This is a genomic window from Streptomyces sp. LN549, assembly GCF_043203805.1.
Lineage (GTDB): Bacteria > Actinomycetota > Actinomycetes > Streptomycetales > Streptomycetaceae > Streptomyces.
On the sequence record NZ_JAZHRI010000002.1, the window covers coordinates 5,713,082 to 5,739,168 of the forward strand.

Annotated in this window: 23 protein-coding genes; 18 read left to right on the forward strand and 5 right to left on the reverse strand. The window is 68.3% G+C overall.

Annotated elements, in window-relative coordinates; genetic code table 11:
* Positions 1–212 precede the first annotated feature (212 nt).
* The 7 genes from typA to SH922_RS26080 all read left to right on the forward strand — a co-directional run bounded on the left by typA (position 213) and on the right by SH922_RS26080 (position 9,771).
* Positions 213–2,084: a translational GTPase TypA gene (gene typA / locus SH922_RS26050; RefSeq protein WP_393060267.1), complete on the forward strand. Its 1,872-nt coding sequence runs from the start codon at positions 213–215 to the stop codon at positions 2,082–2,084.
* Between the two features lie 285 nt (positions 2,085–2,369).
* Entirely contained in the window at positions 2,370–2,957 is a 588-nt protein-coding gene (locus SH922_RS26055) for a hypothetical protein (RefSeq protein WP_393060268.1), read from the forward strand.
* A 549-nt stretch (positions 2,958–3,506) separates the two neighbouring features.
* Positions 3,507–4,538 carry an ABC transporter permease gene (locus SH922_RS26060; RefSeq protein ID WP_393060269.1) on the forward strand — a complete coding sequence of 344 codons (1,032 nt, stop codon included), beginning with the start codon at positions 3,507–3,509 and terminating at the stop codon, positions 4,536–4,538.
* A 109-nt stretch (positions 4,539–4,647) separates the two neighbouring features.
* Positions 4,648–6,450, forward strand: a complete 1,803-nt coding sequence (locus tag SH922_RS26065) for an ABC transporter substrate-binding protein (protein ID WP_393060270.1) — start codon at positions 4,648–4,650, stop codon at positions 6,448–6,450.
* A gap of 115 nt (positions 6,451–6,565) precedes the next feature.
* The gene (locus SH922_RS26070) at positions 6,566–7,543 is read left to right on the forward strand and encodes an ABC transporter permease (protein ID WP_393060271.1); all 978 of its coding nucleotides are present in this window, start codon (positions 6,566–6,568) and stop codon (positions 7,541–7,543) included.
* A gap of 10 nt (positions 7,544–7,553) precedes the next feature.
* The gene (locus SH922_RS26075; RefSeq protein WP_393060272.1) at positions 7,554–8,618 is read left to right on the forward strand and encodes an ABC transporter ATP-binding protein; all 1,065 of its coding nucleotides are present in this window, start codon (positions 7,554–7,556) and stop codon (positions 8,616–8,618) included.
* 25 nt (positions 8,619–8,643) lie between these two features.
* Positions 8,644–9,771, forward strand: coding sequence for an ABC transporter ATP-binding protein (locus tag SH922_RS26080; RefSeq protein WP_393060273.1), 1,128 nt, complete (start codon positions 8,644–8,646; stop codon positions 9,769–9,771).
* Positions 9,772–9,871: 100 nt separating this feature from the next.
* On the opposite strand, the gene SH922_RS26085 is transcribed toward SH922_RS26080, so the two are convergent.
* Both SH922_RS26085 and SH922_RS26090 read right to left on the reverse strand, forming a co-directional pair.
* A complete protein-coding gene (locus SH922_RS26085; RefSeq protein WP_393060274.1) occupies positions 9,872–11,176 on the reverse strand; it encodes an MFS transporter in 1,305 nt (434 codons plus the stop codon).
* Positions 11,173–11,661 (reverse strand): MarR family winged helix-turn-helix transcriptional regulator, encoded by a 489-nt coding sequence (locus tag SH922_RS26090; protein WP_393060275.1) that lies wholly within the window; start codon positions 11,659–11,661, stop codon positions 11,173–11,175. Before SH922_RS26090 ends, SH922_RS26085 begins: the two co-directional genes overlap by 4 nt.
* A 109-nt stretch (positions 11,662–11,770) precedes the next feature.
* Between SH922_RS26090 and SH922_RS26095 the strand changes: the two genes are divergently transcribed.
* Together SH922_RS26095 and SH922_RS26100 are read left to right on the forward strand one after the other, a co-directional pair.
* A complete protein-coding gene (locus tag SH922_RS26095; protein ID WP_393060276.1) occupies positions 11,771–12,247 on the forward strand; it encodes an NUDIX domain-containing protein in 477 nt (158 codons plus the stop codon).
* Between the two features lie 148 nt (positions 12,248–12,395).
* Entirely contained in the window at positions 12,396–13,118 is a 723-nt protein-coding gene (locus tag SH922_RS26100; RefSeq protein ID WP_393060277.1) for a VOC family protein, read from the forward strand.
* Positions 13,119–13,162: 44 nt separating this feature from the next.
* Here the strand turns inward: SH922_RS26100 and SH922_RS26105 are convergent, their stop codons facing one another.
* Positions 13,163–13,624, reverse strand: a complete 462-nt coding sequence (locus SH922_RS26105) for an NUDIX hydrolase (RefSeq protein ID WP_393060278.1) — start codon at positions 13,622–13,624, stop codon at positions 13,163–13,165.
* A 129-nt stretch (positions 13,625–13,753) separates the two neighbouring features.
* Positions 13,754–14,635 (reverse strand): GNAT family N-acetyltransferase, encoded by an 882-nt coding sequence (locus SH922_RS26110; protein ID WP_393060279.1) that lies wholly within the window; start codon positions 14,633–14,635, stop codon positions 13,754–13,756.
* 220 nt (positions 14,636–14,855) lie between these two features.
* On the opposite strand from SH922_RS26110, the gene SH922_RS26115 reads away from it, so the two are divergent.
* From SH922_RS26115 to SH922_RS26140, 6 genes are all read left to right on the forward strand, one after another.
* Entirely contained in the window at positions 14,856–16,487 is a 1,632-nt protein-coding gene (locus SH922_RS26115; RefSeq protein ID WP_393060280.1) for an ABC transporter substrate-binding protein, read from the forward strand.
* A gap of 115 nt (positions 16,488–16,602) precedes the next feature.
* Positions 16,603–17,526: an ABC transporter permease gene (locus SH922_RS26120; protein ID WP_219570770.1), complete on the forward strand. Its 924-nt coding sequence runs from the start codon at positions 16,603–16,605 to the stop codon at positions 17,524–17,526.
* Positions 17,519–18,493, forward strand: coding sequence for an ABC transporter permease (locus SH922_RS26125; RefSeq protein ID WP_393060281.1), 975 nt, complete (start codon positions 17,519–17,521; stop codon positions 18,491–18,493). The genes SH922_RS26120 and SH922_RS26125 overlap by 8 nt, the downstream gene beginning before the upstream one ends.
* 13 nt (positions 18,494–18,506) lie before the next feature.
* Complete coding sequence (locus SH922_RS26130) at positions 18,507–19,484, forward strand: ABC transporter ATP-binding protein (protein ID WP_393060282.1); 978 nt, start codon at positions 18,507–18,509, stop codon at positions 19,482–19,484.
* Complete coding sequence (locus SH922_RS26135) at positions 19,474–20,886, forward strand: ABC transporter ATP-binding protein (RefSeq protein ID WP_393060283.1); 1,413 nt, start codon at positions 19,474–19,476, stop codon at positions 20,884–20,886. Before SH922_RS26130 ends, SH922_RS26135 begins: the two co-directional genes overlap by 11 nt.
* A gap of 218 nt (positions 20,887–21,104) precedes the next feature.
* Positions 21,105–22,160: a hypothetical protein gene (locus SH922_RS26140; RefSeq protein ID WP_393060284.1), complete on the forward strand. Its 1,056-nt coding sequence runs from the start codon at positions 21,105–21,107 to the stop codon at positions 22,158–22,160.
* Between the two features lie 2 nt (positions 22,161–22,162).
* Here SH922_RS26140 and SH922_RS26145 read toward each other — a convergent pair whose 3' ends face one another.
* A complete protein-coding gene (locus SH922_RS26145) occupies positions 22,163–24,244 on the reverse strand; it encodes a prolyl oligopeptidase family serine peptidase (protein ID WP_393063695.1) in 2,082 nt (693 codons plus the stop codon).
* A 211-nt stretch (positions 24,245–24,455) separates the two neighbouring features.
* On the opposite strand from SH922_RS26145, the gene SH922_RS26150 reads away from it, so the two are divergent.
* From SH922_RS26150 to SH922_RS26160, 3 genes are all read left to right on the forward strand, one after another.
* Positions 24,456–24,650: a hypothetical protein gene (locus SH922_RS26150; protein ID WP_326738529.1), complete on the forward strand. Its 195-nt coding sequence runs from the start codon at positions 24,456–24,458 to the stop codon at positions 24,648–24,650.
* 84 nt (positions 24,651–24,734) lie between these two features.
* Positions 24,735–25,634, forward strand: coding sequence for an N-acetyl-1-D-myo-inositol-2-amino-2-deoxy-alpha-D-glucopyranoside deacetylase (mshB, locus tag SH922_RS26155; protein ID WP_393060285.1), 900 nt, complete (start codon positions 24,735–24,737; stop codon positions 25,632–25,634).
* Positions 25,631–26,077 carry a DUF6113 family protein gene (locus SH922_RS26160; protein ID WP_393060286.1) on the forward strand — a complete coding sequence of 149 codons (447 nt, stop codon included), beginning with the start codon at positions 25,631–25,633 and terminating at the stop codon, positions 26,075–26,077. Before mshB ends, SH922_RS26160 begins: the two co-directional genes overlap by 4 nt.
* Positions 26,078–26,087: the final 10 nt, after the last annotated feature.

A 26,087-nucleotide genomic window follows, 5' to 3' on the forward strand; every position in this document is an offset into this window, starting at 1 on the left:
ACAGGTGCCGGCGCTCCGTATCAGGGGATTCCCACAGCCGGCGGACCGGCCACGAGGCCCGTCCCGTGACCGGTAAGACTTGCCCGGGAAGCCGGAGGCGCGCCCGCCCCGTACCATGGGACTAGCCGTGGCGCGTCCGCCCGGCGGGCGTACGAGGACTCAAGACCGACTAAGACGCCTGAATCCCGACCCGAGAGAAGCGCTAGCCACCCATGCCCACGCGCCACGACATCCGTAACGTAGCCATCGTCGCCCACGTCGACCACGGCAAGACCACGCTGGTCGACGCCATGCTCAAGCAGGCCGGCGCGTTCGCCGCGCACGCCGCCGAGCACCTCGACGATCGCATGATGGACTCGAACGACCTGGAGCGTGAGAAGGGCATCACGATCCTGGCCAAGAACACGGCCGTGAAGTACCACCCCAAGGATGGCGGCGACGTCATCACGATCAACATCATCGACACCCCCGGCCACGCCGACTTCGGCGGTGAGGTCGAGCGAGGCCTGTCGATGGTGGACGCGGTCGTGCTGCTGGTCGACGCCTCCGAGGGCCCGCTGCCGCAGACCCGCTTCGTCCTCCGCAAGGCGCTGACGGCCAAGCTGCCCGTCATCCTCTGCATCAACAAGACGGACCGGCCGGACTCCCGGATCGCCGAGGTCATCGACGAGACGTACGACCTCTTCCTGGACCTGGACGCCGACGAGGACCAGATCGAGTTCCCGATCGTCTACGCCTGCGCGCGTGACGGCGTCGCTTCGCTGACCAAGCCGGAGGACGGCACCGTCCCGGCGGACAGCACCAGCCTGGAGCCGTTCTTCAGCACGATCCTCTCCGCGGTCCCGGCCCCGGAGTACGACGAGGACGCCCCGCTCCAGGCGCACGTCACCAACCTGGACGCCGACAACTTCCTCGGCCGTATCGCGCTCTGCCGTGTCGAGCAGGGCGAGCTGCGCAAGGGCCAGACGGTCACCTGGATCAAGCGTGACGGCACGCAGTCCAACGTCCGCATCACCGAGCTCCTGATGACCGAGGCGCTCACCCGTAAGCCCGCCGAGAAGGCCGGTCCGGGCGACATCTGCGCGATCGCCGGTATCCCGGACATCATGATCGGCGAGACCCTGGCCGACACCGAGAACCCGATCGCGCTGCCGCTGATCACGGTCGACGAGCCGGCCATCTCGATGACCATCGGTGCGAACACCTCGCCGCTCGTCGGCAAGGGCGGCAAGGGCCACAAGGTCACCGCCCGCCAGATCAAGGACCGTCTGGACCGCGAGCTCGTCGGTAACGTCTCGCTCCGCGTCCTGGACACCGAGCGCCCCGACGCCTGGGAGGTCCAGGGCCGTGGTGAGCTCGCCCTGGCGATCCTCATCGAGACCATGCGCCGGGAGGGCTTCGAGCTCACCGTCGGCAAGCCGCAGGTGGTCACCAAGCAGGTCGACGGCAAGACCCACGAGCCGATCGAGCGCATGACGATCGACTCGCCGGAGGAGCACCTCGGCGCCATCACGCAGCTCATGGCGACCCGCAAGGGCCGCATGGAGACCATGACGAACCACGGTTCGGGCTGGGTCCGCATGGAGTGGATCGTCCCGTCCCGCGGCCTCATCGGCTTCCGTACGGAGTTCCTGACCCAGACCCGCGGCACGGGCATCGCGCACTCCCTGTTCGAGGGCCACGAGCCGTGGTTCGGCGAGCTGCGCACCCGTCACAACGGCTCGCTGGTGGCGGACCGCGCGGGCGTCGTGACGCCGTTCGCGATGGTCAACCTCCAGGAGCGGGGTGTCATCTTCACGGAGGCCACCACCGAGGTCTACGAGGGCATGATCATCGGCGAGAACTCGCGCGCCGACGACATGGACGTGAACATCACCAAGGAGAAGAAGCTCACCAACATGCGTGCGGCTTCCGCGGACACCACGGAGAACGTGGTGCCTGCCCGCAAGCTGTCGCTGGAGCAGTCGCTGGAGTTCTGCCGCGACGACGAGTGCATCGAGGTGACCCCGGAGACCGTGCGTATCCGCAAGGTCGTCCTGGACCAGAAGGAGCGCGGCCGCTCCGCGTCGCGCGCCAAGCGCTGATCCTCCGTCCGTCCGGCACAGGGCCCGGCACCGCACACCGTGCGGCGTCGGGCCCTGTGCCGTTTCGCCACTCCATGAATATGCAAATGGGAACATCTGATTCCGCGTGATCTCCTGGGGGCGGCCCGTCAATCTTGCCCAGTCATCGCACTGCCCACCCTCAAATGCCTTGAAGTACCCGGCGTTTGCATGCGAAGATCCTCACCACCGCACGGGAGTGTGTGGACGGGGTTGCGATGCGTCTCATTCGTGATTCGCAGAAGCAAGCAGAATGGGGAATCTGTGATGGGGAGAAAGTTCGTGGCCGCGATGGCGGCCTCGGGGCTGGCCGCGTCGGTGCTGGTGGGTGTGGGAGCGTCGTCCGCGAGTGCTCAGCCGCTCGTCTGCGAGCCGGGCTACAAGCACGGTGCGTGGACCACGGTGAAGCGTGCCTGGACGGTCACTCACGCCAGGCCGTACGTGGTGCCGAAGGGCACCACGCTCTCCCAGACGGTCTCGGTGACCCGGCAGCATGTGGAGACGTCCAGCCGTGAGATCACGGCGGGAGCCGGCTACTCGGCGTCCTGGGTCGTCTCCAGCCTCGACGTGAACGTCAGTGGCACTCTGGCCAAGGCGGGCGAGAAGACCAGGGAGAAGAGCGAGAGCGTCACCCTGAACCTCAACAAGCCGGGCGAGTACGTGGCCTTCCATGCCGTGTACAAGGCGAGCGGCTACTACAAGGCCAAGACCTGCAACACCCGGGGCACGGGATGGGGCAAGGTGGGCTACGGCAAGGCGCGCAGCTGGAGCAAGACGGCGGAGGGTGCCATCAATTGCGCCACGAAGACGAAGGCCGGCACGGTGCAGCGCGCCGTGAAGGGCTGGTGCCCGTAGCGGCTCAGAGGTAGGCAGTGCTTGGTCGGCGGCCCGGCATCCACTCCCGAACAGGGGTGGGTCCGGGCCTTCGTCGCGTCTGCCCGGCTGGAGTCGTCGGTGGGGCCCTTGCGCGCCGCGACGAGGCTACGCGACGAGTGTCCGTGCGCAACTCATTATTTTGAGACCACTGTCCAGTTACCGGACGCCACTCTCCGAAACCTGCGTTAACAGTCCGTTTCGAGCCTGTCTGTCTAGGATCGCTTTGTCCATATTTCGGGTCTACGCGCCGATTGATGTTGTCAAACCGAGACCCTTTAAGTGTGGTTTACAGCCCGGACGTGCTCAATAGTTGGCTCAGTTGAGCTCGGGTCAATGAGGCGCGCACTGGCAGGGTGCCGACTCACGAGCGCGCTGGGTGTACCGATCGGGCAGATCAGGAATGACTGCGATGTCGGTGCCTCTCTTGCGGTGAACAATGTGGACTCTTGAGGAGGAACCCATGCGTGGTGTCATAAGCACCAACTGGGTCGTGTGCGCGACGTTGATCCCTACGGGGGTCGGCCGACCGTGACAAGTCCTGTGCAGATCGACGACGTTGAGGCGTCAGCCCTCCCGGCGTCCGGGAGCGAGTCGGACTCCGGTGAGCCGGAGGTCAAGAAGGCGGCAGGTCTTTCTCCCGGGCAGCTGATGTGGCGTCGCTTCAAGCGGGACCGCACCGGGGTCATATCCGCGTGCATCGTCCTGTTCTTCTTCGCGGTGGCGGTACTCGCCCCCGTGATCTCGATGCTCTACGGCAAGGACGCCTACACCCTTTACGGGCAGGACAACCTCGACCTCCTCGACGAGTTCAACATGCCGACGGGTGGGGCGGGTGGCATCTCCGCCGACCACTGGTTCGGCATCGAACCCAACCTGGGCCGCGACGTGTTCATGCAGCTGGTCTACGGCATGCGCACCTCGATCTACACCGCCCTCGCCGCGACCGTCCTGATGGTGGCGATCGGCGTGTTCATGGGGCTGGTGGGCGGTTACTTCGGCGGCAAGATCGACTACTGGGTCGGCCGGCTGACGGACTTTCTGCTCGGCTTCCCCAGCCAGCTGTTCTTCATCGCCTCCATGCCGGTGGTCGTCGCGGCGTTCGTCCGCCCCGACGAGGAGACCCCCACGGCTCTGCGAGCCGTGGCGATCATCATCGTGCTGTCGTTCCTGGGCTGGATGGGCCTCTCCCGTCTGATCCGTGCGGAAACTCTGACCCTGCGCGAGCGGGAGTTCATCGAGGCCGCGAGGATCTCGGGCGCCTCGCCCTCGCGGATCATCCGCAAGGAACTGATGCCCAACATCATCACGCCGGTTCTGGTGCAGGCCACGCTGATGCTGCCCTCCACGATTCTCTCCGTGGCGTTCCTCTCCTACGTGGGCGTCGGCTTCGTCGAACCCACCCCGGACTGGGGCCGGATGTTCGCCATCGGCGCGGACATCTACGAGCAGGACCCGGTCTACATGCTGTTCCCGGGTATCGCCATGGTCGTCTTCGTGGTGGCGTTCAACCTTCTCGGCGACTCGGTCCGAGACGCGTTCGACCCCAAGTCCGGACGCTAGAACTTCCGTCCCCCCCGCGGATGGGGTAGCTGTCACCCGGACGCCGGCCAGGGCCGGACGCGCCAGGCAGCCCAGTTGGATCACTACTGACAGATAGGTACTCATCGTCATGAGCATCTTTGGTACGCGCCAGATGCGCGCCGCGGTCATCGCGGTGGCAGCCGGTTCGCTGGTCCTGACCGCATGCGGCGGCAGCGACAACGGCGGCAAGACCCAGAACAAGTCGAAGACCCAGGAAGACGCCGCCAAGCAGTCGTCGGCCGTCGTCATGGGTGACGCGAAGGCGTCCACCGGTCCTGCGGCCGAGGTGCCGGGCGCCAAGCCCGGCGGCACCATGACGGTCTATCAGGAGGCGGACTTCTCGCACCTGGACCCGGGTCAGAGCTACGTCAGCGACGCCAAGCAGCTGGACCGGCTGCTCCAGCGTGGCCTGACGCAGTACCAGGAGGACGACAAGGGCCAGCTCACCGTTGTCGGTGACCTCGCCACCGACTCCGGCAAGGTGACCGACGGCGGTAAGACCTGGACTTACACGCTCAAGGACAACCTCAAGGACGAGAACGGCAATGTGATCGACTCGTCCGACATCCGTCACACGATCGAGCGCCTGTACGCCTCGTACATCACTGACGGCCCGATCTACATCCAGAACTGGCTGTCCGGCGAGGGCACCACGTACCGCAAGGCGCTGCCGGACGGTCCGTACAAGGGCAAGCACCTGCCGGACTCGGTCCTGGCGACCCCGGACGCGAAGACCGTGGTCTTCAAGTTCAAGGAGGCGCGGCCCGACCTCGCCCAGGCGCTGGCGATGCCCGGCTACTCCGTGGTGCCGAAGGAGACGGACACCAAGGAGAAGTACGACACGGACCCGGTCGCGACCGGCCCGTACAAGATCGCCGAGTTCAAGCCCGGCAAGTCGATGAAGCTCGTCAAGAACACGAACTGGGACGCGTCGACCGACTCCGTCCGCCACCAGTACGTCGACGGCTTCAACATCGAGTACAACCACGACGACGACGACCAGACCAAGACCCTCCTGGCCGACCGTGGCGATGCCAAGAACGCCGTGATGTTCACGGGTCAGGTCGCCACCAACCAGGTGAGCAAGGTCGTCGGCGACTCGGCCGCGATGAAGCGCACCATCCAGGGCTACGCGCCGTACGTGTGGCAGCTCAACTTCAACCTGGACCGCATGACGGACAAGAAGCTCCGTGACGCGATCACCTACGCGATGCCGAACGCCCAGCTCTACAAGCTCGACGGTGGCGCGTACGGCGGCGAGACCGCGACCGGTCTGATGGCCCCGACCGTTCCCGGTTACGAGAAGGGCTACGACCCGTTCGGCAAGCTGAAGAAGCCGAACGGTGACGTCGAGAAGGCCAAGCAGCTGATCAAGGAAGCCGGCGCCGAGGGCAAGAAGGTCATCTACGCCTACGGCAACACCCCGGTCCGCCAGCAGCAGGCCGTCCTGATCTCCAAGCGCCTCGAGGAGATCGGTCTCAAGGTCGTGAAGAAGGAGATCGACTCCGCCACCTGGTACGAGCAGGTCGGCAAGGTCAAGAACGGTCTCGACCTGTACATGACCGGTTGGGGCCAGGACTGGCCGGCAGCCTCCACGGTCATCCCGCCGTCGTACGACGGCCGGCAGCTGCAGGACGGTTCCTCCGTCTACTCGCACATCAACGACCCCAAGGTCAACGCCGAGATCGCTCGCATCATGAAGATCACGGACCCGGCCGAGGCGCAGAAGGCCTGGACCGCGCTGCACCACGACATCGTGGAGCGCATCAACCCGGCTGCCCCGATCTACTTCACCAAGGTGTTCCAGATCTTCGGCTCCAACGTCGGTGGTCTCCGGTACTCCAGTGACGCCAGCTACGTCGACGTCACGCGTCTGTACCTGAAGAAGTAGCAACCCGCACAGGCCGGTCCCGGGGGTGCGCACACGGCGGAGCGCGCACCCCCGGGCCTCCGGCCCTCTCCTGATGTCCCCCTCATAGCCGCCGTCCTGAGAGCAGCGACCAGCCATGCTTCGATTCCTCACTCGCCGGACGCTCGGCGCAGTCCTGACACTTTTCCTGATCAGTGCCGTTACGTACTTCATGTTCTTCGCCATCCCGCAGGACCCGGCACTGCTCGCATGTGGAAAGAACTGCACCCCGGACGCGCTGGAGGTCATCCATAAGAACCTCGGCCTGGACCAGCCGGTGGTCGTCCAGTTCTGGCACTACATGGTCGGCATCTTCGCCGGTCGCGAACTCCCCATGGGGGACTGCGCGGCTCCTTGCTTCGGTGTCTCCTTCGACAGCGGCCAGCCGGTGTGGGACACCATCGTCGACCGTTTCCCGCTGACGCTCTCCCTCTCCGCCGGCGGACTCCTGGTCTTCCTCGTGGTGGGTCTGGGTCTGGGCATGCTCGCCGCGTGGAAGAAGGGCACGACCGTCGACAAGTCGGTCAGCTCCGCTTCGCTGGTGCTGAGCTCCCTGCAGATCTACTTCCTCGGCCCGGTGGTTCTCGGCATCTTCGTCTACAGCACCGGATGGCTGGACAAGCCCAAGTACGTGCCGCTGACGGAGAGCTTCACCGGCTGGTTCATGGGTCTGCTGATCCCCTGGCTCGTCATGTCGGTCATCTTCACGGCCCAGTACACTCGTATGTCGCGCTCGTCGATGATCGAGCAGCTGCAGGAAGAGCACGTCAAGGCCGCCCGTGCGAAGGGCATGACGAGCCGTTTCGTCTTCTTCCGCTACGCCTGGCGCGGTTCGCTCATCCCGATCGTCACCATCATCGGTATGGACATGGGTGCGCTCTTCGGTGGCGCCATGGTCACCGAACTCACCTTCGGTCTGGCCGGAGTCGGCCGCCTCGCCCGCGACTCCGTCGTCCTCAAGGACCTCCCGCTGACCATGGGCGTGATGATCATCAGCGCCGCCTTCATCCTGTTGTTCAACGTCATCGTGGACGCCGCGTACGCGTTCATCGACCCGCGCGTGCGTCTGTCCTAGGAGTACGACCGTGACCACACTCACCAAGACCGAGGACGCGCCCGCACCGGCTTCTTCCGGCCCCTTCCTCTCGGTGCGGGACCTGCGGGTCCAGTTCTCCACCGAAGACGGCATCGTCAAAGCCGTGGACGGGCTCTCGTTCGACCTGGAGCGCGGCCAGACGCTCGGTATCGTCGGCGAGTCGGGTTCCGGCAAGTCGGTGACCAACCTGAGCATCCTGGGGCTGCACAACCGGCGCAGCACCGAGGTCTCGGGCGAGATCGTGCTGGACGGCCACGAGATCACCGGCGCCTCGGACAAGGAGCTCCAGACGCTCCGCGGCAACAAGATGGCGATGATCTTCCAGGACGCGCTGACCGCCCTCTCGCCGTACTACACGGTGGGCCGGCAGATCGCCGAGCCGTTCATCAAGCACACGGGTGCCTCCAAGAAGGAGGCGCGTGCGCGGGCGATCGAGATGCTCGGCAAGGTCGGCATCCCCGACCCGAAGAACCGGGTCGACGACTTTCCGCACCAGTTCTCCGGCGGTATGCGCCAGCGCGCGATGATCGCCATGTCGCTGGTCTGCAACCCCGAACTGCTGATCGCCGACGAGCCGACCACGGCCCTGGACGTCACCGTCCAGGCGCAGATCCTTGATCTGCTCAAGGACCTCCAGCAGGAGTTCGGTTCGGCGATCATCCTGATCACCCACGACCTCGGCGTCGTCGCGAACACCGTCGACGACCTGCTGGTGATGTACGCGGGGCGAGCCGTCGAGCGCGGCACGGTGCGTGAGGTGCTCAAGAGCCCGCAGCACCCGTACACCTGGGGCCTGCTCGGTTCGATGCCGCGGCTCTCCTCGGACGTGGGCTCGGAACTGACGCCGATCCCGGGGGCGCCGCCCAGCCTGCTGAACCCGCCGTCGGGCTGCGCGTTCAATCCGAGGTGCTCGTTCGTCGACATCGTCGACGGGAGCGGCCGCTGCGTGAACGAGCGACCCCTGCTTCCGGAAGGGCGTGGCTCTGCCTGTCACCTCACCGGAGAGCAGAAGCAGCAGGTTTTCATCGAGACGATTCAGCCCCGGCTGGGCTGATGTACCGGCAACTGGGGCTATGACCATGAGCGAGAACAAGAGCAACACCGCCGGTCCGGACACGGCTCAGGCGCAGCGGGAACCGGATGTCTCGGAACCGCTGCTGAGCGTGGAGGGCCTGACCAAGCACTTCCCGATCTACGGCGGATTTCCCTTCAAGCGGCAGGTCGGTGCGGTCCAGGCCGTCGACGGCGTGACGCTGGACGTGTACCCGGGCGAGTCCCTCGGTCTGGTGGGTGAATCGGGCTGTGGCAAGTCGACCACGGGCCGGCTGCTGACCCGGCTGATGGAGCCGACCAGCGGCACGATCACCTACAACGGCCAGGACATCTCCCACGCCAACCGCAGGAAGCTGGCGCCGATCCGGTCCGAGATCCAGATGATCTTCCAGGACCCGTACGCGTCGCTGAACCCGCGGCAGACGGTCGGCACGATCATCTCGGGGCCGATGGAGGTCAACGGCATCAACCCGCCCGGAGGCCGTGAGGCGCGGGTGCGGGAGCTGCTGGAGACGGTCGGGCTCAACCCGGAGCACTACAACCGCTTCCCGCACGAGTTCTCCGGCGGTCAGCGCCAGCGCATCGGGGTGGCTCGCGCTCTCGCGCTCAACCCCAAGATCATCATCGCGGACGAGCCGGTCTCCGCGCTCGACGTGTCCATCCAGGCGCAGGTCATCAACCTGCTCCAGGAGCTTCAGCGAGAGCTGAACATCGCGTTCGTCTTCATCGCGCACGACCTCGCGATCGTCCGGCACTTCTCGCAGCGCATCGCGGTGATGTACCTCGGCAAGGTGGTGGAGGTCGCCGACCGCGACTCGCTGTACAACGCCCCGCGCCACCCGTACACGCACGCCCTGCTGTCTGCGGTGCCCAACGCGGACCTGGATGCCGACAAGACGGAGCGGATCCGGCTCTTCGGTGACGTACCGTCGCCGATCATGCCGCCGTCCGGCTGCCGCTTCCGGACCCGCTGCTGGAAGGCGCAGGACAAGTGCGCGACGGAGGAGCCTCCGCTGGTGCAGCTCTCGGGTGCCCGTGAGGGCCACCTGACGGCGTGCCACTTCCCGGAGGAGCCGACCACTCTGAAGACCGGCCCGGACGTCGTTCTCGACCCCGCGCTGATCGCCCTGGAGAAGAAGGCCGACACGAAGTAGCAGGACGCTCCGGCGAAGCCGGGAGTTCGGGTGCCGGGACGCGGAAGCGTCCCGGCACCCGTTTCGTGTTTCCGGCGCCTCGCGGGGGACACCGCACGCCTCAGCAAGCGGCCTGGCCGGAGGCTGCCGCCGCGTCGGTGACTTCGGGTGCGGTCGGCTTCGCGGAGGCGGACGGCGTGCGGTAGGCGCGAAGGGGGCCGTTGGTCGCGGCCACGGCGGCGATCGCCAGAGCGGCGGAGAGGCCTCCGAAGACCAGGGCGAAGGGGGCGGAGGTGGCCGACGCCAGCAGGCCACCACGGAAGTTGCCGAGTTCGGGGCCCGCGACACCGATGACGTGTTCCACCGAGGAGACCCGCCCCCGGTACGCGTCCGGGGTCTCCAACTGGACCAGGGCACTGCGGGTGACGACTGACACGGTGTCGGCCGCGCCCGCCACGGCCAGGCAGAGGAGCGCCGGCCACAACGGCCCCGCCAGACCGAAACAGGCAAGCGCAAGGCCCCAGACGACGGCTGCGGACAGCTGCACCAGGCCGGCACGGCGCCAGCGCGTCACCGTGCCGGAGAGCAGACCGGCCGTGATCCCCCCGACCGCGACGGCCGAGAGGAACAGGCCGAGGGTCTGCGGGTCTCCCTCGAAGCGGATCTCGTTGACCAGCGGGAAGAGCGCGACGGGCATGGCGAGCAGCGTGGCGCACAGGTCGGTGGCCAGCGAGCCCCGCAGCGTCGGGCGGCGCAGGACGATCCGCCAGCCCCCTCGCTCCGGCCGGCGCCTGGCACCTGCCACGTCGGCGCCTTCGGGCCGCATGGCGGGCAGGCGGATCACCGCGAGCATCGAGACCGCCATGGCCACGGCCTGGGTTGCGTATGCGGCGGGGAAGTCCCAGCGCGCGATGATCAGGCCGGCCATCGCGGGACCGGCGAGCATCGCTGCCTGGAAGGAGACATTGGTCAGGGCGAGACCGGCCGCGACCTGGTCGCCCGGCAGCAGCCGGACCGGGAAGGTGCGCCGGGCAGGAGCTCCCAGAGCGCTGCAGCTCGTCCCCATGGCTACCAGGGCGAGCAGCAGCAGCACGTTCCGATTGTCCGCCAGGGCCTGGGCACACAGCCCTGCGGCCGCCAGCAGTTGGCCCGCGGTGGTGGCCCGCACCACCGCACGGCGGTCAACGGTGTCGGCCAGCGTGCCGCCGAGCAGCCCGAACAGCACGATGGGCAGGCCGGTGGCGAGCCCGATGGCGCCGGTGCCCACGGGGCTGCCGGTCAGGTCCCAGACCTGGGCCAGCACCGCCACGTTGGCTATCTGGCTGCCGAGTTGAGAGATCGACGTGCCGATCCACAGGTCGCGGAACGACCGACTGCTGCGCAGCGGGCGGGTGTCGAGGAACCGGACACGCAAGCGCCCCTTCATCGTGGTGGCTCGACAAGGTGGTGGAGGATCCGCTGCCGCATCGACCGGCGTTCCAGCGCCCGCCGTACCTCCGCGACAACGGCGGTCATCGCGTTCGGGATCTCGCTGTCGAGTTCGGCGACCGTCGCGTGGGTGGCGCGCCACTCCGCCTCCAGGAACGGCACCAGCGACCGCCCGCGCTCGGACAGGTCGATGCGCCGGGTGCGGGCGTCGGGACCCGGCTCGGAGGTGACCAGATCCTCTTTGAGCATGGCGTTGATGGTCTGGCTGATCGCGGAGTGCGAGCGGTCCAGGGACTTCGCGAGCTCGTGAATGGTCAGGGGTCCGGTGTGGGCGAGCCGGATCAGCGGATAGGCGAACCGAGGCCGCACGCCCTCGATGTCGCGCTCGGCGTAGACCTGCTCGATCTCGGCGTCCATGGCTGCCAGCAGCTCGTGCAGGGAGTGCCAGGGGTCGGGTAGCGCTGTGGGATCCGAATTTGTCACAGCACTAATATAACAGCGCTGTGATAGGTGGCGTCGGCGATCGGGCCACGGGCCGCTTGTGCCAGTGAGGCCCTGGGACCTGTCGTTGCGAGGCTCTAGGATCCGGACGGTGGACACAGCGCACCGGCCCGCCGCCCGGGTCATCTGCCTTGACGCCGCCGACCGCCTGCTTCTTCTGCGCTGGCGGGATCCGTTCGACGGGGCAATGGTCTGGGAGCCGCCCGGTGGCGGCATCGAGCCCGGCGAGACGCCACTGGAGGCGGCACGACGTGAACTGGTCGAGGAAACCGGGCTCGACGCGGCTGCCGTCCTCGACCGGTCGGTGCTCGTCGACCGTGATGTGCAGTGGAACGGCCATCGGTACATCGGGACGGAGCACTTCTTCGTCGCTCGGTTCGCCGACGAGCAGCCATCCCTGGTGCGGACCGGATTGCTCCCAGACGAGCAGGCCGCCCTGGACGCGCATGCCTGGATGGGATGGTCGGATCTGGGCTCCCTGCCGGACCCGATCGAGCCGCCGCAGATACTGACCGTGCTCGGCGCCCTGGTGCCGGACGGCCCGTGGTGTGATCGGGATCGTGCATGAGGTGCGGTCGCGACGATCGACATCTTGTGGGGACCGGGCTCCCTCACGGCGGAAACCCGGATGCGGGTGTCGCACGGTCACCCCTAGGCTGCGCCCACGGGTGGGCGAGGCGCCTACGGGCCGTCAGCGAACTGGAGATGTACGGGGCATGACCAGCCAACTGTTTGCGATCTGCTTCAACGCGACTCGGCCGTCGGGCCTGGCCCGGTTCTGGTCCGGAGTCCTGGGCTGGGAACTGGCCGACGGTCCGGACGGCGACGTCGCGATCCTGCCCCCTGACAGCGCCGGGTTCCGCATCCGCTTCGTGCCCGGCCATGAGCCGAAGACCGGCCAGAACCGGGCGCACTTCGACCTGACCAGCACGTCCCCGGAGGATCAGCAGAGGACGGTGTCCAGGGCGCTGGAACTGGGCGGGAAACACATCGACGTGGGCCAGCTTCCGGAAGACGGGCATGTGGTGCTCGCCGATCCGGACGGCAACGAGTTCTGCGTCATCGAGGCGGGCAACAAGTTCCTTGCCGACACCGGCTTCATCGGAGCACTGGCCTGCGACGGTACGCAGGAGGTCGGCTACTTCTGGAGCGAGGCGCTGCGATGGCCGCTGGTCTGGGACCAGGACCAGGAGACCGCGATCCAGTCGCCTAACGGCGGTACGAAGATCACGTGGGGTGGTCCTCCGGTGGCACCGAAGACGGGCACGAACAGGCTGTTCTTCGAGCTGGTGCTGCCCGCCGACGCCGACTGGGAGGCGGAGTCCGACCGCCTGATCTCGCTCGGCGCGAAGCGCTCCGACACCGGCGAGGGCGACGGTGTCCGCGTGCTGATGCTCGACCCCGACGGCAACGAGTTCTCGCTGCAGCGGTCCCGGTAACGGGGCTTTGCCACGGGCTCGGCGAAGCCTGCCGGGAAGGGCACTCAGGCGAGAGCAGGGCCGTGACCGGTGCCCTCGGCCTGCTCAAGAATGCGGAGGGCGTCGGCGGCTGCCGGCGACAATACGGCGTCGTCCTGCAAGTCGGCGAAGGAGATCCACGCCACCGCGTCGGTGGAGCCGTCGGTCTCGGTCACTTCCGGTGCCTCGCCCTTCAGGGCGACGACGTAGAACAACGCCGTGAGGCTCCAGCTCACTCCGTTCCGCCGGACCGCGTAGGTCCGCGCGTCGGCCAGCCGGGCATCAGTGAGTTCAAGCCCCGTCTCCTCCCGAAGTTCACGGGCCAGGGCCTCGACGGGCTGTTCGCCCGGGTCGATTCCGCCGCCCGGCAGGTGCCACAGCCCCGGCATGAAAACTGGGGAAGTGTCCGACAGCCGGGCCAGCAGGAGCCGTTCGTCATCCACTGCGATTGCGTATGCCGAAACACGGGTCTGTACGTGAGTGCCCACGGTTACCGCCCCTCCCTGTACGAAAGCCGACAGGTGGGAACCCTAACGCCGTCAGGATCGACCTTCGCCACAGGCCCCGGCGCCAACGGCTGTGCGGCTGGTCCTGCCGACGCGTGCCGATCGGGACCCTCAGCCGGCTTGTGGTGCGCCGCTGGAGAACCTGTACCCGGCGAAGTCGGCGACATGGACGTACCCGATGCGCTGGTAGAGGGCGTTGCTGGTGCGGTTGTCCGGATCCGTGAACAGGACGACGTCCGTCGCGCCTGCCGTCAGCGCGGCCCGGCTCGCCTCGACCGTCACGGCGCCCGCGTACCCCCGGCCGCGGAGACGGGCCGGGGTGTAGACGGGGTCCACCCTCACCATGCCGCCGACGACCGAGGTCGCGGCCGCCATCGATACGGGGGTGCCGTCGGGGGTCTCCCAGAACGTGAAGTGCCTGTCGCCGAAACGCGAGTCGTCCCAGGAGCCGGCGTCGATCAAGTCGATGGAGGACTGTTCCCCGACGTCGGCACAGAACTCACGGCACCAGCGCACCACTCGCTCACGGTCCTCACCGCCCGCGATGCGCCCCTGGCCCTCCGGGGGCGGCTGCGGTGGGGTGAGCGTGCCGAGACGGTAGAGATGCGTCCGCCAGAAGAGTGCCGAAGCTGCGCCCGCGTGCCGCTGCCACGACTCGGCGAAGGCGCGGGCGGTGTCCTGGTCGGCGATGACGTGGGAGGGCGCGTGGCCGAGGCCGGCCAGGTGAGCGGCCAGGGTGCCGGCCTGCTCGGCGGACAGGGGCGTGAGTCCCAGGCGTCCCCGCGGAGTGAGATAGAGGATCGCGCGGAGCTCGCCTCCTGACTCCAGCCGGCCGAGGACAGCGGCGTCGCGCCCGGCCGCCCTGTGTGTCCGCAGTCCCTCGATGTCCGTCAGTGGCGTGTTGTGCAGGGCGGGGCGCGAGCGCAGGAAGTCGCCGGCCCGGGCGAGGAAGTCGTCGATGTCCTGGGTGAGGTGCCAGCCGTCCGGAAGCATGCTTCATGATCCCGGATGTCGACGGGAACCCGGGTTCCGCATCCGTCTCGCGCCGGATTGCCCGCGCGGTGATCGGGGAGCCCGGGGCTCCAGGACTGAAGCCGCCGAGTGCGTCCGAATGCTCTTGTTGTGCCCGGATGGCGGGAGTAAATGTGCGAAACGTCATCTATGAGGTGATATTTGACCTCACGTACGACGGAGCACTACGAGGAGGCACTCCATGCGCGGAGCCACACAGGTCAAGTGGGCCGCATGTGCGGTGGCCGTCGCCCTGGCGGCGACGGCCTGCGGCGGAGGGGACAGCGGCGGTGGTGGCGGTGGCGCCGATGGGATCGTGAGCTCTTCCTGGGGTGACCCGCAGAACCCGCTGGAGCCCGCCAACACCAACGAGGTGCAGGGCGGCAAGGTCCTCGACATGATCTTCCGGGGGCTCAAGAAGTACGACCCGAAGACCGGCGAGGCGACGAACATGCTCGCCGAGAAGATCGAGTCCACGGACAACCAGAACTTCACCATCACGGTGAAGGACGGCTGGACCTTCAGCAACGGCGAGAAGATCACCGCCAAGTCGTTCGTGGACGCCTGGAACTACGGCGCCCTGTTGAAGAACAACCAGAAGAACGCCTACTTCTTCGGATACATCGACGGATACGACAAGGTCCACCCCGAGTCCGGATCGGCGAGCGCCAACACGCTCTCCGGCCTCAAGCTGGTGAACGACAAGACCTTCACGGTCAAGCTGACGCAGAAGTTCTCGCTGTGGCCCGACACCCTCGGCTACCCCGCCTTCGCGCCGCTTCCCAAGGCCTTCTTCACCGACCACGCCGCCTGGGTGTCCAAGCCGATCGGCAACGGCCCGTACACGATCGACAAGTACACCAAGGGCTCGTCGATGGACCTGCGCAAGTGGGACGACTACCCCGGTGACGACAAGGCGCAGAACGGCGGGATCGACCTCAAGGTCTACACCGACAACAACACCGCCTACACCGACCTGACGGCCGGCAACCTCGACCTCGTCGACGACGTGCCCGCCTCGCAGCTCAAGAACGTCAAGGCGGACCTCGGCGACCGTTACATCAACACCCCGGCCGGCATCATCCAGACCCTCGCGTTCCCCTTCTACGACGAGCAGTGGAACACCCCCGACGCGATCAAGGTCCGGCAGGGCCTGTCCATGGCGATCAACCGCGAGCAGATCACCAACCAGATCTTCCAGAAGACCCGCACCCCGGCCTCCGACTGGACCTCCCCGGTCCTCGGCGCCGACGGCGGCTTCAAGGAAGGGCTCTGCGGCAAGGAGTGCACGTACAACGCGGCCGACGCCAAGAAGATGATCGAGGACGGCGGCGGCATCCCCAACGGTCAGCTCAAGATCTCGTACAACGCGGACACCGGCTCCCACAAGGAGTGGGTCGACGCCGTCTGCAACAGCATCAACAAGGTCATGGGCAACAACGAGGCGTGCGTGGGCGCCCCGGTCGGCACCTTCGCCGACTTCCGCAGCCAGGTCTCCCAGCAGAAGCTGCACGGCGCCTGGCGCGCGGGCTGGCAGATGGACTACCCGCTGATCCAGAACTTCCTGCAGCCCGTCTACTACACCAACGCCTCGTCCAACGACGGCAAGTGGAGCAGCGAGCAGTTCGACGACCTCGTCAACAAGGCGAACGCCGAGTCGGACAAGGCCAAGGCCGTCTCCACCTTCCAGGACGCCGAGAAGGTCATGGTCCAGCAGATGCCCGTCATCCCGCTCTGGTACCAGAACGGCAGCGCCGGCTACTCGGAGAACGTCACCAACGTCTCGCTGAACCAGTTCAGCGTCCCGGTGTACGAGCAGATCAAGGTCAAGTAGCGGCTGAGGCCGGGTGACCGGTGCGCTCCCCGCACCGGTCACCCGGCTTCCCCGTCCCCGGCCCCCACGACTCCTCAGCCCAGAGCCTCTGACCCCGCGACCCCCGGAGCCCTTCATGGGACGATATGTGATCCGGCGGCTGCTGCAGATGATCCCGGTCTTCTTCGGCACCACGCTGTTGATCTTCCTCATGGTGAACGTGATGGGTGACCCCATCGCGGGTCTCTGCGGCGACCGCCAGTGCGACCCGGCGACTGCCGCCCAACTCCGTTCGGAATTCGGCCTCGACAAGCCGGTCTGGCAGCAATACCTCACCTACATGGGCAACGTCTTCACCGGCGACTTCGGCACCGCGTTCAACGGGCAGAAGGTCACCGAGCTGATGGCCACGGCCTTCCCCATCACCATCCGCCTCACCCTCGTGGCGATCTTCTTCGAGATCGTCATCGGCATCAGCCTCGGTGTCGTCACGGGTCTGCGCCGCGGCCGCCCCATCGACACGACCGTGCTGATCCTGACCCTGGTCGTCATCTCCATCCCGACCTTCGTCACCGGTCTGTTGCTCCAGCTCCTGCTCGGCGTGGAATGGGGCGTGATCAAACCGTCCGTCTCCAGCGAGGCCCCGCTCAACGAACTGATCATCCCCGGGCTCGTGGTCGCCTCCGTCTCCCTGGCCTACGTCACCCGGCTCACCCGGACCTCGATCGCCGAGAACGCCCGCGCCGACTACGTCCGCACCGCGACCGCCAAGGGCCTCCCCAGGCGCCGCGTGGTCGTCCGGCACCTGCTGCGCAACTCGCTGATCCCCGTCGTCACCTTCATCGGTACGGACGTGGGCGCCCTGATGGGCGGAGCGATCGTCACGGAGCGGATCTTCAACATCCATGGCGTCGGCTACCAGCTCTACCAGGGCATCCTCCGCCAGAACTCGCAGACGGTCGTCGGCTTCGTCACCGTTCTGGTCCTCGTCTTCCTGGCGGCGAACCTGATCGTCGACCTGCTCTACGCCGTACTCGACCCGAGGATCCGCTATGCCTGAGCAGACACCGGACGAGGCGATCTCGTCGGCCGGAGCCGGCGGAACGATGGACCTCGCATTCGACGAGGGCGACAGCCTCGAAAAGACGCCCGGCGGTCCCGAGGGAACGGGACCCGGCACCAAGCCGCAGAGTCTGTGGTCCGACGCCTGGCGCGACCTTCGCCGCAACCCCGTCTTCATCATCTCCGCACTGATCATCCTGTTCCTGGTGATCATCTCGATCTGGCCGCAGCTCATCGCCTCCGGCGACCCGCTCGACTGCGACCTCGACAAGGCCCAGGAGGGTTCGCAGCCCGGCCACCCCTTCGGATACGACGGCCAGGGCTGCGACGTTTACACTCGTGTCGTGTACGGCGCCCGGAACTCCGTGACCGTCGGTATCTGCTCCACCATCGGCGTCTCACTGATCGGCAGCATTTTCGGCGGCCTGGCAGGCTTCTTCGGTGGCTGGTGGGACTCGATCCTCTCCCGGCTCACCGACGTGTTCTTCGGCATCCCGGTCGTCCTCGGCGGCCTGGTCTTCCTCTCCGTGGTGCCCAGTTCCACCGTCTGGCCCGTGATCGGCTTCATCGTGCTCCTGGGCTGGCCGCAGATCGCCCGCATCGCCCGCGGCTCCGTCATCACCGCCAAGCACAACGACTACGTCCAGGCGGCCCGGGCGCTCGGCGCCTCCAACGGGCGGATGATGCTGCGCCACATCGCTCCCAACGCCGTCGCCCCGGTGATCGTCGTCGCGACCATCGCGCTGGGTACGTACATCTCCCTGGAGGCGACCCTGTCGTTCCTCGGCGTCGGCCTGAAGCCACCGGCCGTCTCGTGGGGCATCGACATCTCCGCCGCGTCCCAGTACATCCGCAACGCCCCGCACATGCTCCTCTGGCCCGCCGGTGCGCTGGCGGTCACCGTGCTCGCGTTCATCATGCTCGGCGACGCGGTGCGCGACGCCCTCGACCCCAAGCTGCGCTGAGGAGTCCGCTGCCATGTTGCTCGAAGTGCGCGATCTGCACGTGGAGTTCCACACCCGGGACGGGGTAGCCAAGGCCGTCAACGGGGTCAACTACTCGGTGGCCGAGGGCGAGACGCTCGCCGTGCTCGGCGAGTCCGGCTCCGGCAAGTCGGTCACCGCACAGGCGATCATGGGCATCCTCGACATGCCGCCCGGCAAGATCAGCGGCGGCGAGATCCTCTTCAAGGACCGCGACCTGCTGAAGCTCAAGAAGGAGGAGCGCCGGAAGATCCGCGGCCAGGAGATGGCCATGATCTTCCAGGACGCCCTCTCCTCCCTCAACCCCGTGCTCACCGTGGGGGAGCAGCTCGGCGAGATGTTCGTCGTGCACCGCGGACTGTCCCGCAAGGACGCGAAGGCCAAGGCCGTCGAACTGATGGACCGGGTGCGCATCCCGGCCGCGAAGGAGCGGGTCGGCAACTACCCGCACCAGTTCTCCGGCGGGATGCGCCAGCGCATCATGATCGCGATGGCGCTGGCCCTGGAGCCCTCGCTGATCATCGCGGACGAACCCACCACCGCCCTCGACGTCACCGTCCAGGCCCAGGTGATGGACCTGCTCGCCGAGCTCCAGCGCGAGCTGAACATGGGTCTGATCCTCATCACCCACGACCTGGGCGTGGTCGCCGACGTCGCCGACAAGATCGCCGTGATGTACGCGGGCCGCATCGTGGAGACCTCACCGGTCCACGACATCTACAAGGCGCCCGCGCACCCGTACACCAAGGGACTGCTCCGCTCGATCCCGCGCCTGGACCAGAAGGGCCAGGAGCTGTACGCGATCAAGGGCCTGCCGCCCAACCTGCTGCACATCCCGCCCGGCTGCGCCTTCAACCCGCGCTGCCCGATGGCCCAGGACGTCTGCCGCAAGGACGTGCCGCCGCTGTTCGACGTGGCCGAGCACCGTCAGAGCGCCTGCTACTTCTGGAAGGAGACGCTCGATGCACACTGACCACTCGGGGCGCAAGGGAGCGCGCGAAGAGGGCGAGGTGGCACGCGGCCTCCTGGCCAAGTCGCGGGAGGGCAGCAGGTATGCGGGCGGCGAGCCGATCCTGGAGGTACGCGACCTCGTCAAGCACTACCCGCTGACCCAGGGCATCCTGATCAAGAAGCAGATCGGTGCCGTCAAAGCGGTCGACGGGGTCTCCTTCGACCTGGCGGCCGGCGAGACCCTCGGCATCGTGGGGGAGTCCGGCTGCGGGAAGTCGACCGTCGCCCGGATGCTGGTGCACCTGGAACGGCCGACGTCCGGTGCGATCCGGTACAAGGGCGAGGACGTCACCAAGCTGTCGGGACGCGCCCTGAAGGCCGTGCGCCGCAACATCCAGATGGTGTTCCAGGACCCGTACACCTCCCTCAACCCCCGGATGACGGTCGGCGACATCATCGGGGAGCCGTACCAGATCCACCCCGAGGCGGCCCCGAAGGGTGACCGGCGGCGCAAGGTCCAGGACCTGCTGGACGTCGTCGGCCTCAACCCGGAGTACATCAACCGCTATCCGCACCAGTTCTCCGGCGGCCAGCGCCAGCGCATCGGTATCGCCCGCGGCCTCGCGCTCAACCCCGAGATCATCGTCGCCGACGAACCCGTCTCGGCCCTCGACGTCTCCGTCCAGGCCCAGGTCGTCAACCTGCTGGACCGGCTCCAGTCGGAGTTCGGGCTGAGCTACGTGTTCATCGCGCACGACCTCTCCATCGTCCGGCACATCTCCGACCGGGTCGGCGTGATGTATCTCGGCCGGTTCGCCGAGATCGGCACGGACGAGGAGATCTACGACCACCCCACGCACCCGTACACCCAGGCGCTGCTGTCCGCCGTGCCGGTGCCGGACCCGATGGCGCGCGAGTACCGCGAGCGGATCATCCTGCACGGCGACGTGCCCTCGCCCGCCAACCCGCCCTCCGGCTGCCGCTTCCGCACCCGGTGCTGGAAGGCGCAGGAGCGGTGCGAGCTGGAGGTGCCGCTGCTGGCGGTCCCGGCGGCCTTCCGGCTCACCGAGACCTCGGCCAGGCATGATTCGGCCTGTCACTTCGCCGAGGAGAAGCGGGTGGTGCCCCCGGAGGGGACGCTGGAGCAGGTGGGCGAGGGCGCCACGGGAGCGGGCCCCGATGTGGAGAAGGTGGACCGGGAGGCCCGGAAGCCGCCGCAGGCGCCGCCGCCTTCGGAGACAGTGGGCAAGGACGAGGAGCCGCCTCCGCCGCCTTCGGAGAGCGTGGGCAGGGACGAGGAGCCGCCTCCGCCGCCTTCGGAGACCGTGGGCAGGGACGAGGAGCCGCCTCCGTCGCCTTCGGAGAGCGTGGGCAGGGACGAGGAGCCGCCTCCGCCGCCCTCCGGCAGCAGCCGGGTCAGCTGACCGCAGCTCCGTTAACGCGCGGGCAACTCGGGCGTCTCACGTCCGATATACGGACCCGTCAGCATGGCTGGCGTACGGCCGTGCGGGTGCCGTGGACCGGCCGGAAGGATTCACGTCCCTCCGGCCGGTCGCCCGACGGGACCGCGCCGACGGCCCTCTTGTCGGGAGCCCGGGCGCGGGGGAGTATCGCTGGGGTGATACTCACCCGTGGAGCAAGAGTGACCGGCGCCGCTCTCTGCGCGGTGCTCGCCCTGATCGTCGCGAGCTGGCTCGTACGGGACATCAGGGCCGTGGACGCCGAGCAGTTGTGGCGCTACTGGGCCGGCTTCCAGGACGCGCGCCCGCGGGGGATGCCCGCCACCTCGCCCCTGGATGTCACCCTCCTCGTGGTGTACGCCGTCGCCGCCGTAGCCGCGCTGCGCTCCTCGGTCGCCGCCACCGTGCTCGTCGCCACCGGAGTGATCACCCTCGCCGTGCGGCTGCCGGGGGTCTGGGGCATCGGGAACCGCCGGATGGAGACGGTGTTCTCCGACGACCTGCGCTCACGGGCGCTGATCTGTGCGTTCGTCGCCCTCGCCGCGGGAATCGCGCTGCTCATCACCGCCGGGGCCGGCCGCCGTCCGCCGGCCGACTCCTACGAGCAGTTGCCCTCCCGGCCCGGGCCCGGCGTCTCCGTCACCGCGTTCCTGATGCTGGGCGCGGCCGGAGCGGTGCTGATCGCCTGGGAGATCCGCCAGATGGTGAGGTACCCCGAGATCTATCCCGAGTGGTACGTGGGCGGCGACCGGGTCCCGCACGGCGTGATCGACCCGCCGCCTGGCTGGGGCACCGCGGCACTGGCGCTGCTCTGTCTGGTCGCGGCGGCGAGCGCCCTCTTCCGTGCCGTGCACGCGCGGCCGTTCGGCCTGGTGGCTGCCGCGCTGCTGCTGCCCGGCGGGGTACTGGGCGTGGTCCGGGTCGTCCACTACGACCTGCTCGACGACTTCGGTTCGCTGCCGACGGAGACCCAGCTGATGCTCCTGAGCTGGATCTTCGAGGTCATCGCCGCGCTGGTGGTGCTGCTTGCGCTGGCGCCCAGGGGCTTCGCCGACGTCCCCGGCCCTTACGGACCGGGGCAGGGCTCCGGCTACGGCCCCCCGGAGTTCGGTCCCCCCGGCTACGCCCCCACCCCGTACCCGGGGCAGCAGCAGCCGCCCGCCCCGGGTTACGGCTACCCGCAGGGCGGAGGCTTCGGGCCGCCTCCGCCGCCCTCGCAGCCGCCGCCGGGCTGGTAGCTCTAGATTCCGAGTGACCGCTTCAGGAAGTCCACCTGGAGCAGCAGCAGATTCTCCGCCACCTTCTCCTGCGGGGTCATGTGGGTCACCCCGCTCAACGGCAGCACCTCATGCGGACGCCCCGCCGCGAGCAGTGCCGAGGACAGCCGCAGGGTGTGCGCGACCACCACGTTGTCGTCCGCCAGGCCATGGATGATCATCATCGGCCGTACCTGGTCGGCGGCGTGCGAGAGCCCCTCGTCGGTGAGCAGCGAGTTGTACGCGTACACCTCCGGCTGGGTCGCCGGATCGCCGAGGTAGCGCTCCGTGTAGTGGGTGTCGTACAGCCGCTGGTCGGTGACCGGGGCGCCCACGACCGCCGCGTGGAAGACGTCGGGCCGCCTCAGTACCGCCATGCCGGCCAGGAAACCGCCGTACGACCAGCCCCTGATGCCCACCCGGCCCAGGTCCAGGGGGAACCGCTCCGCGAGCGCGTGCAGCGCCTCGACCTGGTCGTCGAGGGTGAGGGCGAGGTTGTGCTTGACGGCCTTCTCCCAGCCGGGCGAGCGGCCGGGTGTGCCACGGCCGTCCGCGACGATCACGGCGAAGCCCTGGTCCGCGAACCACTGCGAGGTGAGATGCGGATTGTGGGCGGCGAGGACCCGGCGGCCGTGCGGCCCGCCGTACGGATCCATCAGGACCGGAAGCGGACCGTCCGATTCCTTGTAGCCGGTGGGGAGCATCACGGCGCACGGAATCCGCCGTGCGCCCCCTTCGGTGAGCTGCGGCCGGGCGGACAGCACCGGCTGCTCCGCGTGGTTCGCGACGGTGGCGATCTGCTTGCCGTCCCGGAACACCCGTGCCGTCGATCCGGGCGCGTCCAGAGCCGTGGAGACCAGGACGGTCACCCCGCCGGACCGGACCGCCGCATGCACGCCCGCGCCCTCCGAGACGCGCTCGACGCCCAGGTCGTTGACCCGGTACACATGGCTCTCGCCGATCTCCGCCTCGGCCGCCCGCTCACCCGCCGACGCGGTGACGAGGATGTCGGACTCCGCGATGTCGAGCACCGTCTGGATCTGCAACTGGGCCCCGGTCAGCGGCCGGTCGCCCACCGCGAGGACCCGCGCCCCGCCCTCGTCCGCGATCCGCACCAGCCGTCCGTCCGGTGCCCACGCGGGCACACCGGGGAACAGTTCCAGCCACACCGGGTCCTCGTCCGCGTGCACCGTCCGGGTCGCCCCGGTCTCCGGGTCCACCGCCAGGTAGAGCTGACTCTGCTGGTCACGGGCCTGCACCAGCAGCAGCGGCGCCCCGTCAGACGACCAGTGCACCCGCGCCAGATACGGGAACCGGCCCCGGTTCCAGACCACTTCGGTACGCTCCCCGGCCAGCCCCACCACGAAGAGCCGCACCTCGGCGTTGGGCGTACCGGCCGCCGGGTACGCGATCTCGGCGGGCTTGCGGTCCGGGTGCGCGGGATCGGCGATCCACCACCGCCGCACCGGGCTGTCGTCGACCCGGGCCACCAGCAGCCGGTCCGAGTCGGGCGACCACCAGAAGCCGCGCGAGCGTGCCATCTCCTCGGCCGCGATGAACTCCGCGAGGCCGTAGGAGACCTGCGCCTCCTCCGGTTCCGCCAGCGCCCTGTCCTCTTCGCCGCCGGCGGCCACGACGCGCAGCGCACCCTTGGACACATATGCGATGTGTCGTCCGTCGGGGGAGGGACGAGGGTCGATCACCGGGCCCGGCACGGGCAGCGCACGCGCCGTTCCGGCCCGCAGTTCGGCGACGTACACCTTCCCCGAGAGCGCGAACGCCGCCAACTCGGCCGCCGCGTCGACCGCGTAGCCGACGATCCCCGACGATCCCTCGCGGCTCCGCTCACGCCGGGCCCGCTCCTGGACCGAGAGCCGCTCCGCCGAACCGCCCAGCAGCACCGCCGGATCGGCCACGACCCGCTCCCGCGGGGCCTTGCCGTCGCTGAGGTCCAGCACCCAGAGCTGCCCCGAGCGGTCTGTGCCCGCCCCCGAGCGGAGGAAGACCACCCGTTCACCGTCGGGTGAAACCGTGAACGCGCGCGGTGCACCGAGGGTGAAACGCATGGTCCGGGCCAACTGCAGCGGGAAGGTGATCTCTGGCGAAGTCATGTGCCGAACCTATCGGCCTGTCCCACCGTCCGTGCGCCCCTCGTGCTGCCGTGCCCCGATCAATGCCATGCGACGGATAGTTATGATCCGTAGCGCTCGGTGGGTATGAACCTGCTGGCTCCATGCGTGCTGCCTGTCCCGACCGTACAGATGGAGGTGAACCGCTGTGGTGCTCTCGATTTCGGCGGTGGTGCTGCTGGCGATCGTCGTCTTCCTGCTGATCCGGAAATCCGGACTGAAGGGCGGACACGCGGTCGTCTGCATGCTGCTCGGCTTCTACCTCGCCAGCTCGTCCGTCGCACCCACCATCTCCGAGCTGACCACGAACGTGGCCGGCATGATCGGGGGCATGAAGTTCTGACCCCGGCAGCCGCCGGTGGCCCTGCGGCGTCCGGAGAGTGGCCGCAGTCGGCCCTGGGGGCCGTCGGCTCGTAGGGTGGCCCCCATGACGGATCTTCCCGCCCGGCGTCTGCTCCTGGTGCACGCGCACCCCGACGACGAGTCGATCAACAATGGGGCCACCATGGCCAGGTACGCCGCCGACGGCGCCCTGGTCACGCTGGTGACCTGCACGCTCGGCGAGGAGGGCGAGGTCATCCCGCCCGAGCTCGCGCATCTCGCCGCGGACCGGGACGACTCCCTGGGCCCCTACCGCCGGGGCGAACTCGCGGCGGCGATGAAGGAACTGGGGGTCACCGACCACCGCCTCCTCGGGGGCGCGGGCCGGTACCGCGACTCCGGGATGATGGGCACCGAGCAGAACCGGCGCCCCGGCGCCTTCTGGTCCGCGGACCTCGACGAGGCCGCCGGGTACCTCGTGGAGGTGATCCGCGAGGTGCGCCCCCAGGTCCTGGTGACGTACGACCCCGACGGGGGCTACGGGCACCCCGACCACATCCAGGCGCACCGGGTCGCGACGCGCGCCGCCGAGCTGGCCGCCGACCCCGCGTACCGCCCCGGCTCCGGCCCTGCGCACACCATCGCGAAGACCTACTGGAACCGGGTGCCGCGCTCGGTCGCCGAGGACGGCTTCGCCCGGCTGCGGGCCACCGCCCCGGACGCGTTCCCGGGTGTCGCCGCGATCGACGACGTACCGGGTGTGGTGGACGACGCCCTGGTCACCACCGAGATCGACGGCACCGGACACGGCGAGGCGAAAGTCGCGGCGATGCGGGCGCACGCCACCCAGATCGCGCTCGACGGCCCCTTCTTCGCCCTTTCGAACGACCTGGGCCAGCCCGTCCTCACCACTGAGTACTACGAGTTGGTGAAGGGCGCCCCGGGCAGTGCCGGGGGCACCCGGGAACGCGACCTCTTCGCGGGCGTGCCGGAGGCGGGCCAGTGAGCAGCAGCAGTTCGCGGGCCGCACGGACCAACGCACCTTCCCGGGACATTCCGGCCACCGGCCTTGCTGCGCCCCTCAACCCCCGGCGGATCGCCGCCCTGCTGGGCCTGGCGGTACTCGGCGCGCTCGTCGGCATCGCGGGAACCCTGGTCCAATCCGCCTGGTTCCCCGGCGGATTGCTGCTGGCCCTGCTCGCGTCCGCAGGTCTCTTCTACGGCGGCCGTTGCCTCATGGGCACGCAGCCGGGGGCCCTGGCGCCCGCCGCGGGATGGCTGATTTCGGTCATTGTTCTGCTGGGTGGAAGACCGGAAGGGGACTACGTCTTCGGAGACGAACTCGGCCTCGCCCTCTTCATGCTGGGTGGCATGGCCATCGCTGTGATCTGCGCCACCATGTCGCGGTCGCCCCAACTGGGCGCCGACAGCGGCCGACCTGGCAAGTAATGTGCCACCT

Bases quoted from the DNA above. Each gene is read 5' to 3' on its own strand.
- typA (WP_393060267.1), top strand. From the start codon at position 213: ATGCCCACGCGCCACGACATCCGTAACGTAGCCATCGTCGCCCACGTC.
- SH922_RS26055 (WP_393060268.1), top strand. From the start codon at position 2,370: ATGGGGAGAAAGTTCGTGGCCGCGATGGCGGCCTCGGGGCTGGCCGCG.
- SH922_RS26065 (WP_393060270.1), top strand. From the start codon at position 4,648: ATGAGCATCTTTGGTACGCGCCAGATGCGCGCCGCGGTCATCGCGGTG.
- SH922_RS26070 (WP_393060271.1), top strand. From the start codon at position 6,566: ATGCTTCGATTCCTCACTCGCCGGACGCTCGGCGCAGTCCTGACACTT.
- SH922_RS26080 (WP_393060273.1), top strand. From the start codon at position 8,644: ATGAGCGAGAACAAGAGCAACACCGCCGGTCCGGACACGGCTCAGGCG.
- SH922_RS26085 (WP_393060274.1), bottom strand. From the start codon at position 11,176: ATGAAGGGGCGCTTGCGTGTCCGGTTCCTCGACACCCGCCCGCTGCGC.
- SH922_RS26100 (WP_393060277.1), top strand. From the start codon at position 12,396: ATGACCAGCCAACTGTTTGCGATCTGCTTCAACGCGACTCGGCCGTCG.
- SH922_RS26110 (WP_393060279.1), bottom strand. From the start codon at position 14,635: ATGCTTCCGGACGGCTGGCACCTCACCCAGGACATCGACGACTTCCTC.
- SH922_RS26115 (WP_393060280.1), top strand. From the start codon at position 14,856: ATGCGCGGAGCCACACAGGTCAAGTGGGCCGCATGTGCGGTGGCCGTC.
- SH922_RS26120 (WP_219570770.1), top strand. From the start codon at position 16,603: ATGGGACGATATGTGATCCGGCGGCTGCTGCAGATGATCCCGGTCTTC.
- SH922_RS26125 (WP_393060281.1), top strand. From the start codon at position 17,519: ATGCCTGAGCAGACACCGGACGAGGCGATCTCGTCGGCCGGAGCCGGC.
- SH922_RS26130 (WP_393060282.1), top strand. From the start codon at position 18,507: ATGTTGCTCGAAGTGCGCGATCTGCACGTGGAGTTCCACACCCGGGAC.
- SH922_RS26135 (WP_393060283.1), top strand. From the start codon at position 19,474: ATGCACACTGACCACTCGGGGCGCAAGGGAGCGCGCGAAGAGGGCGAG.
- SH922_RS26145 (WP_393063695.1), bottom strand. From the start codon at position 24,244: ATGCGTTTCACCCTCGGTGCACCGCGCGCGTTCACGGTTTCACCCGAC.
- mshB (WP_393060285.1), top strand. From the start codon at position 24,735: ATGACGGATCTTCCCGCCCGGCGTCTGCTCCTGGTGCACGCGCACCCC.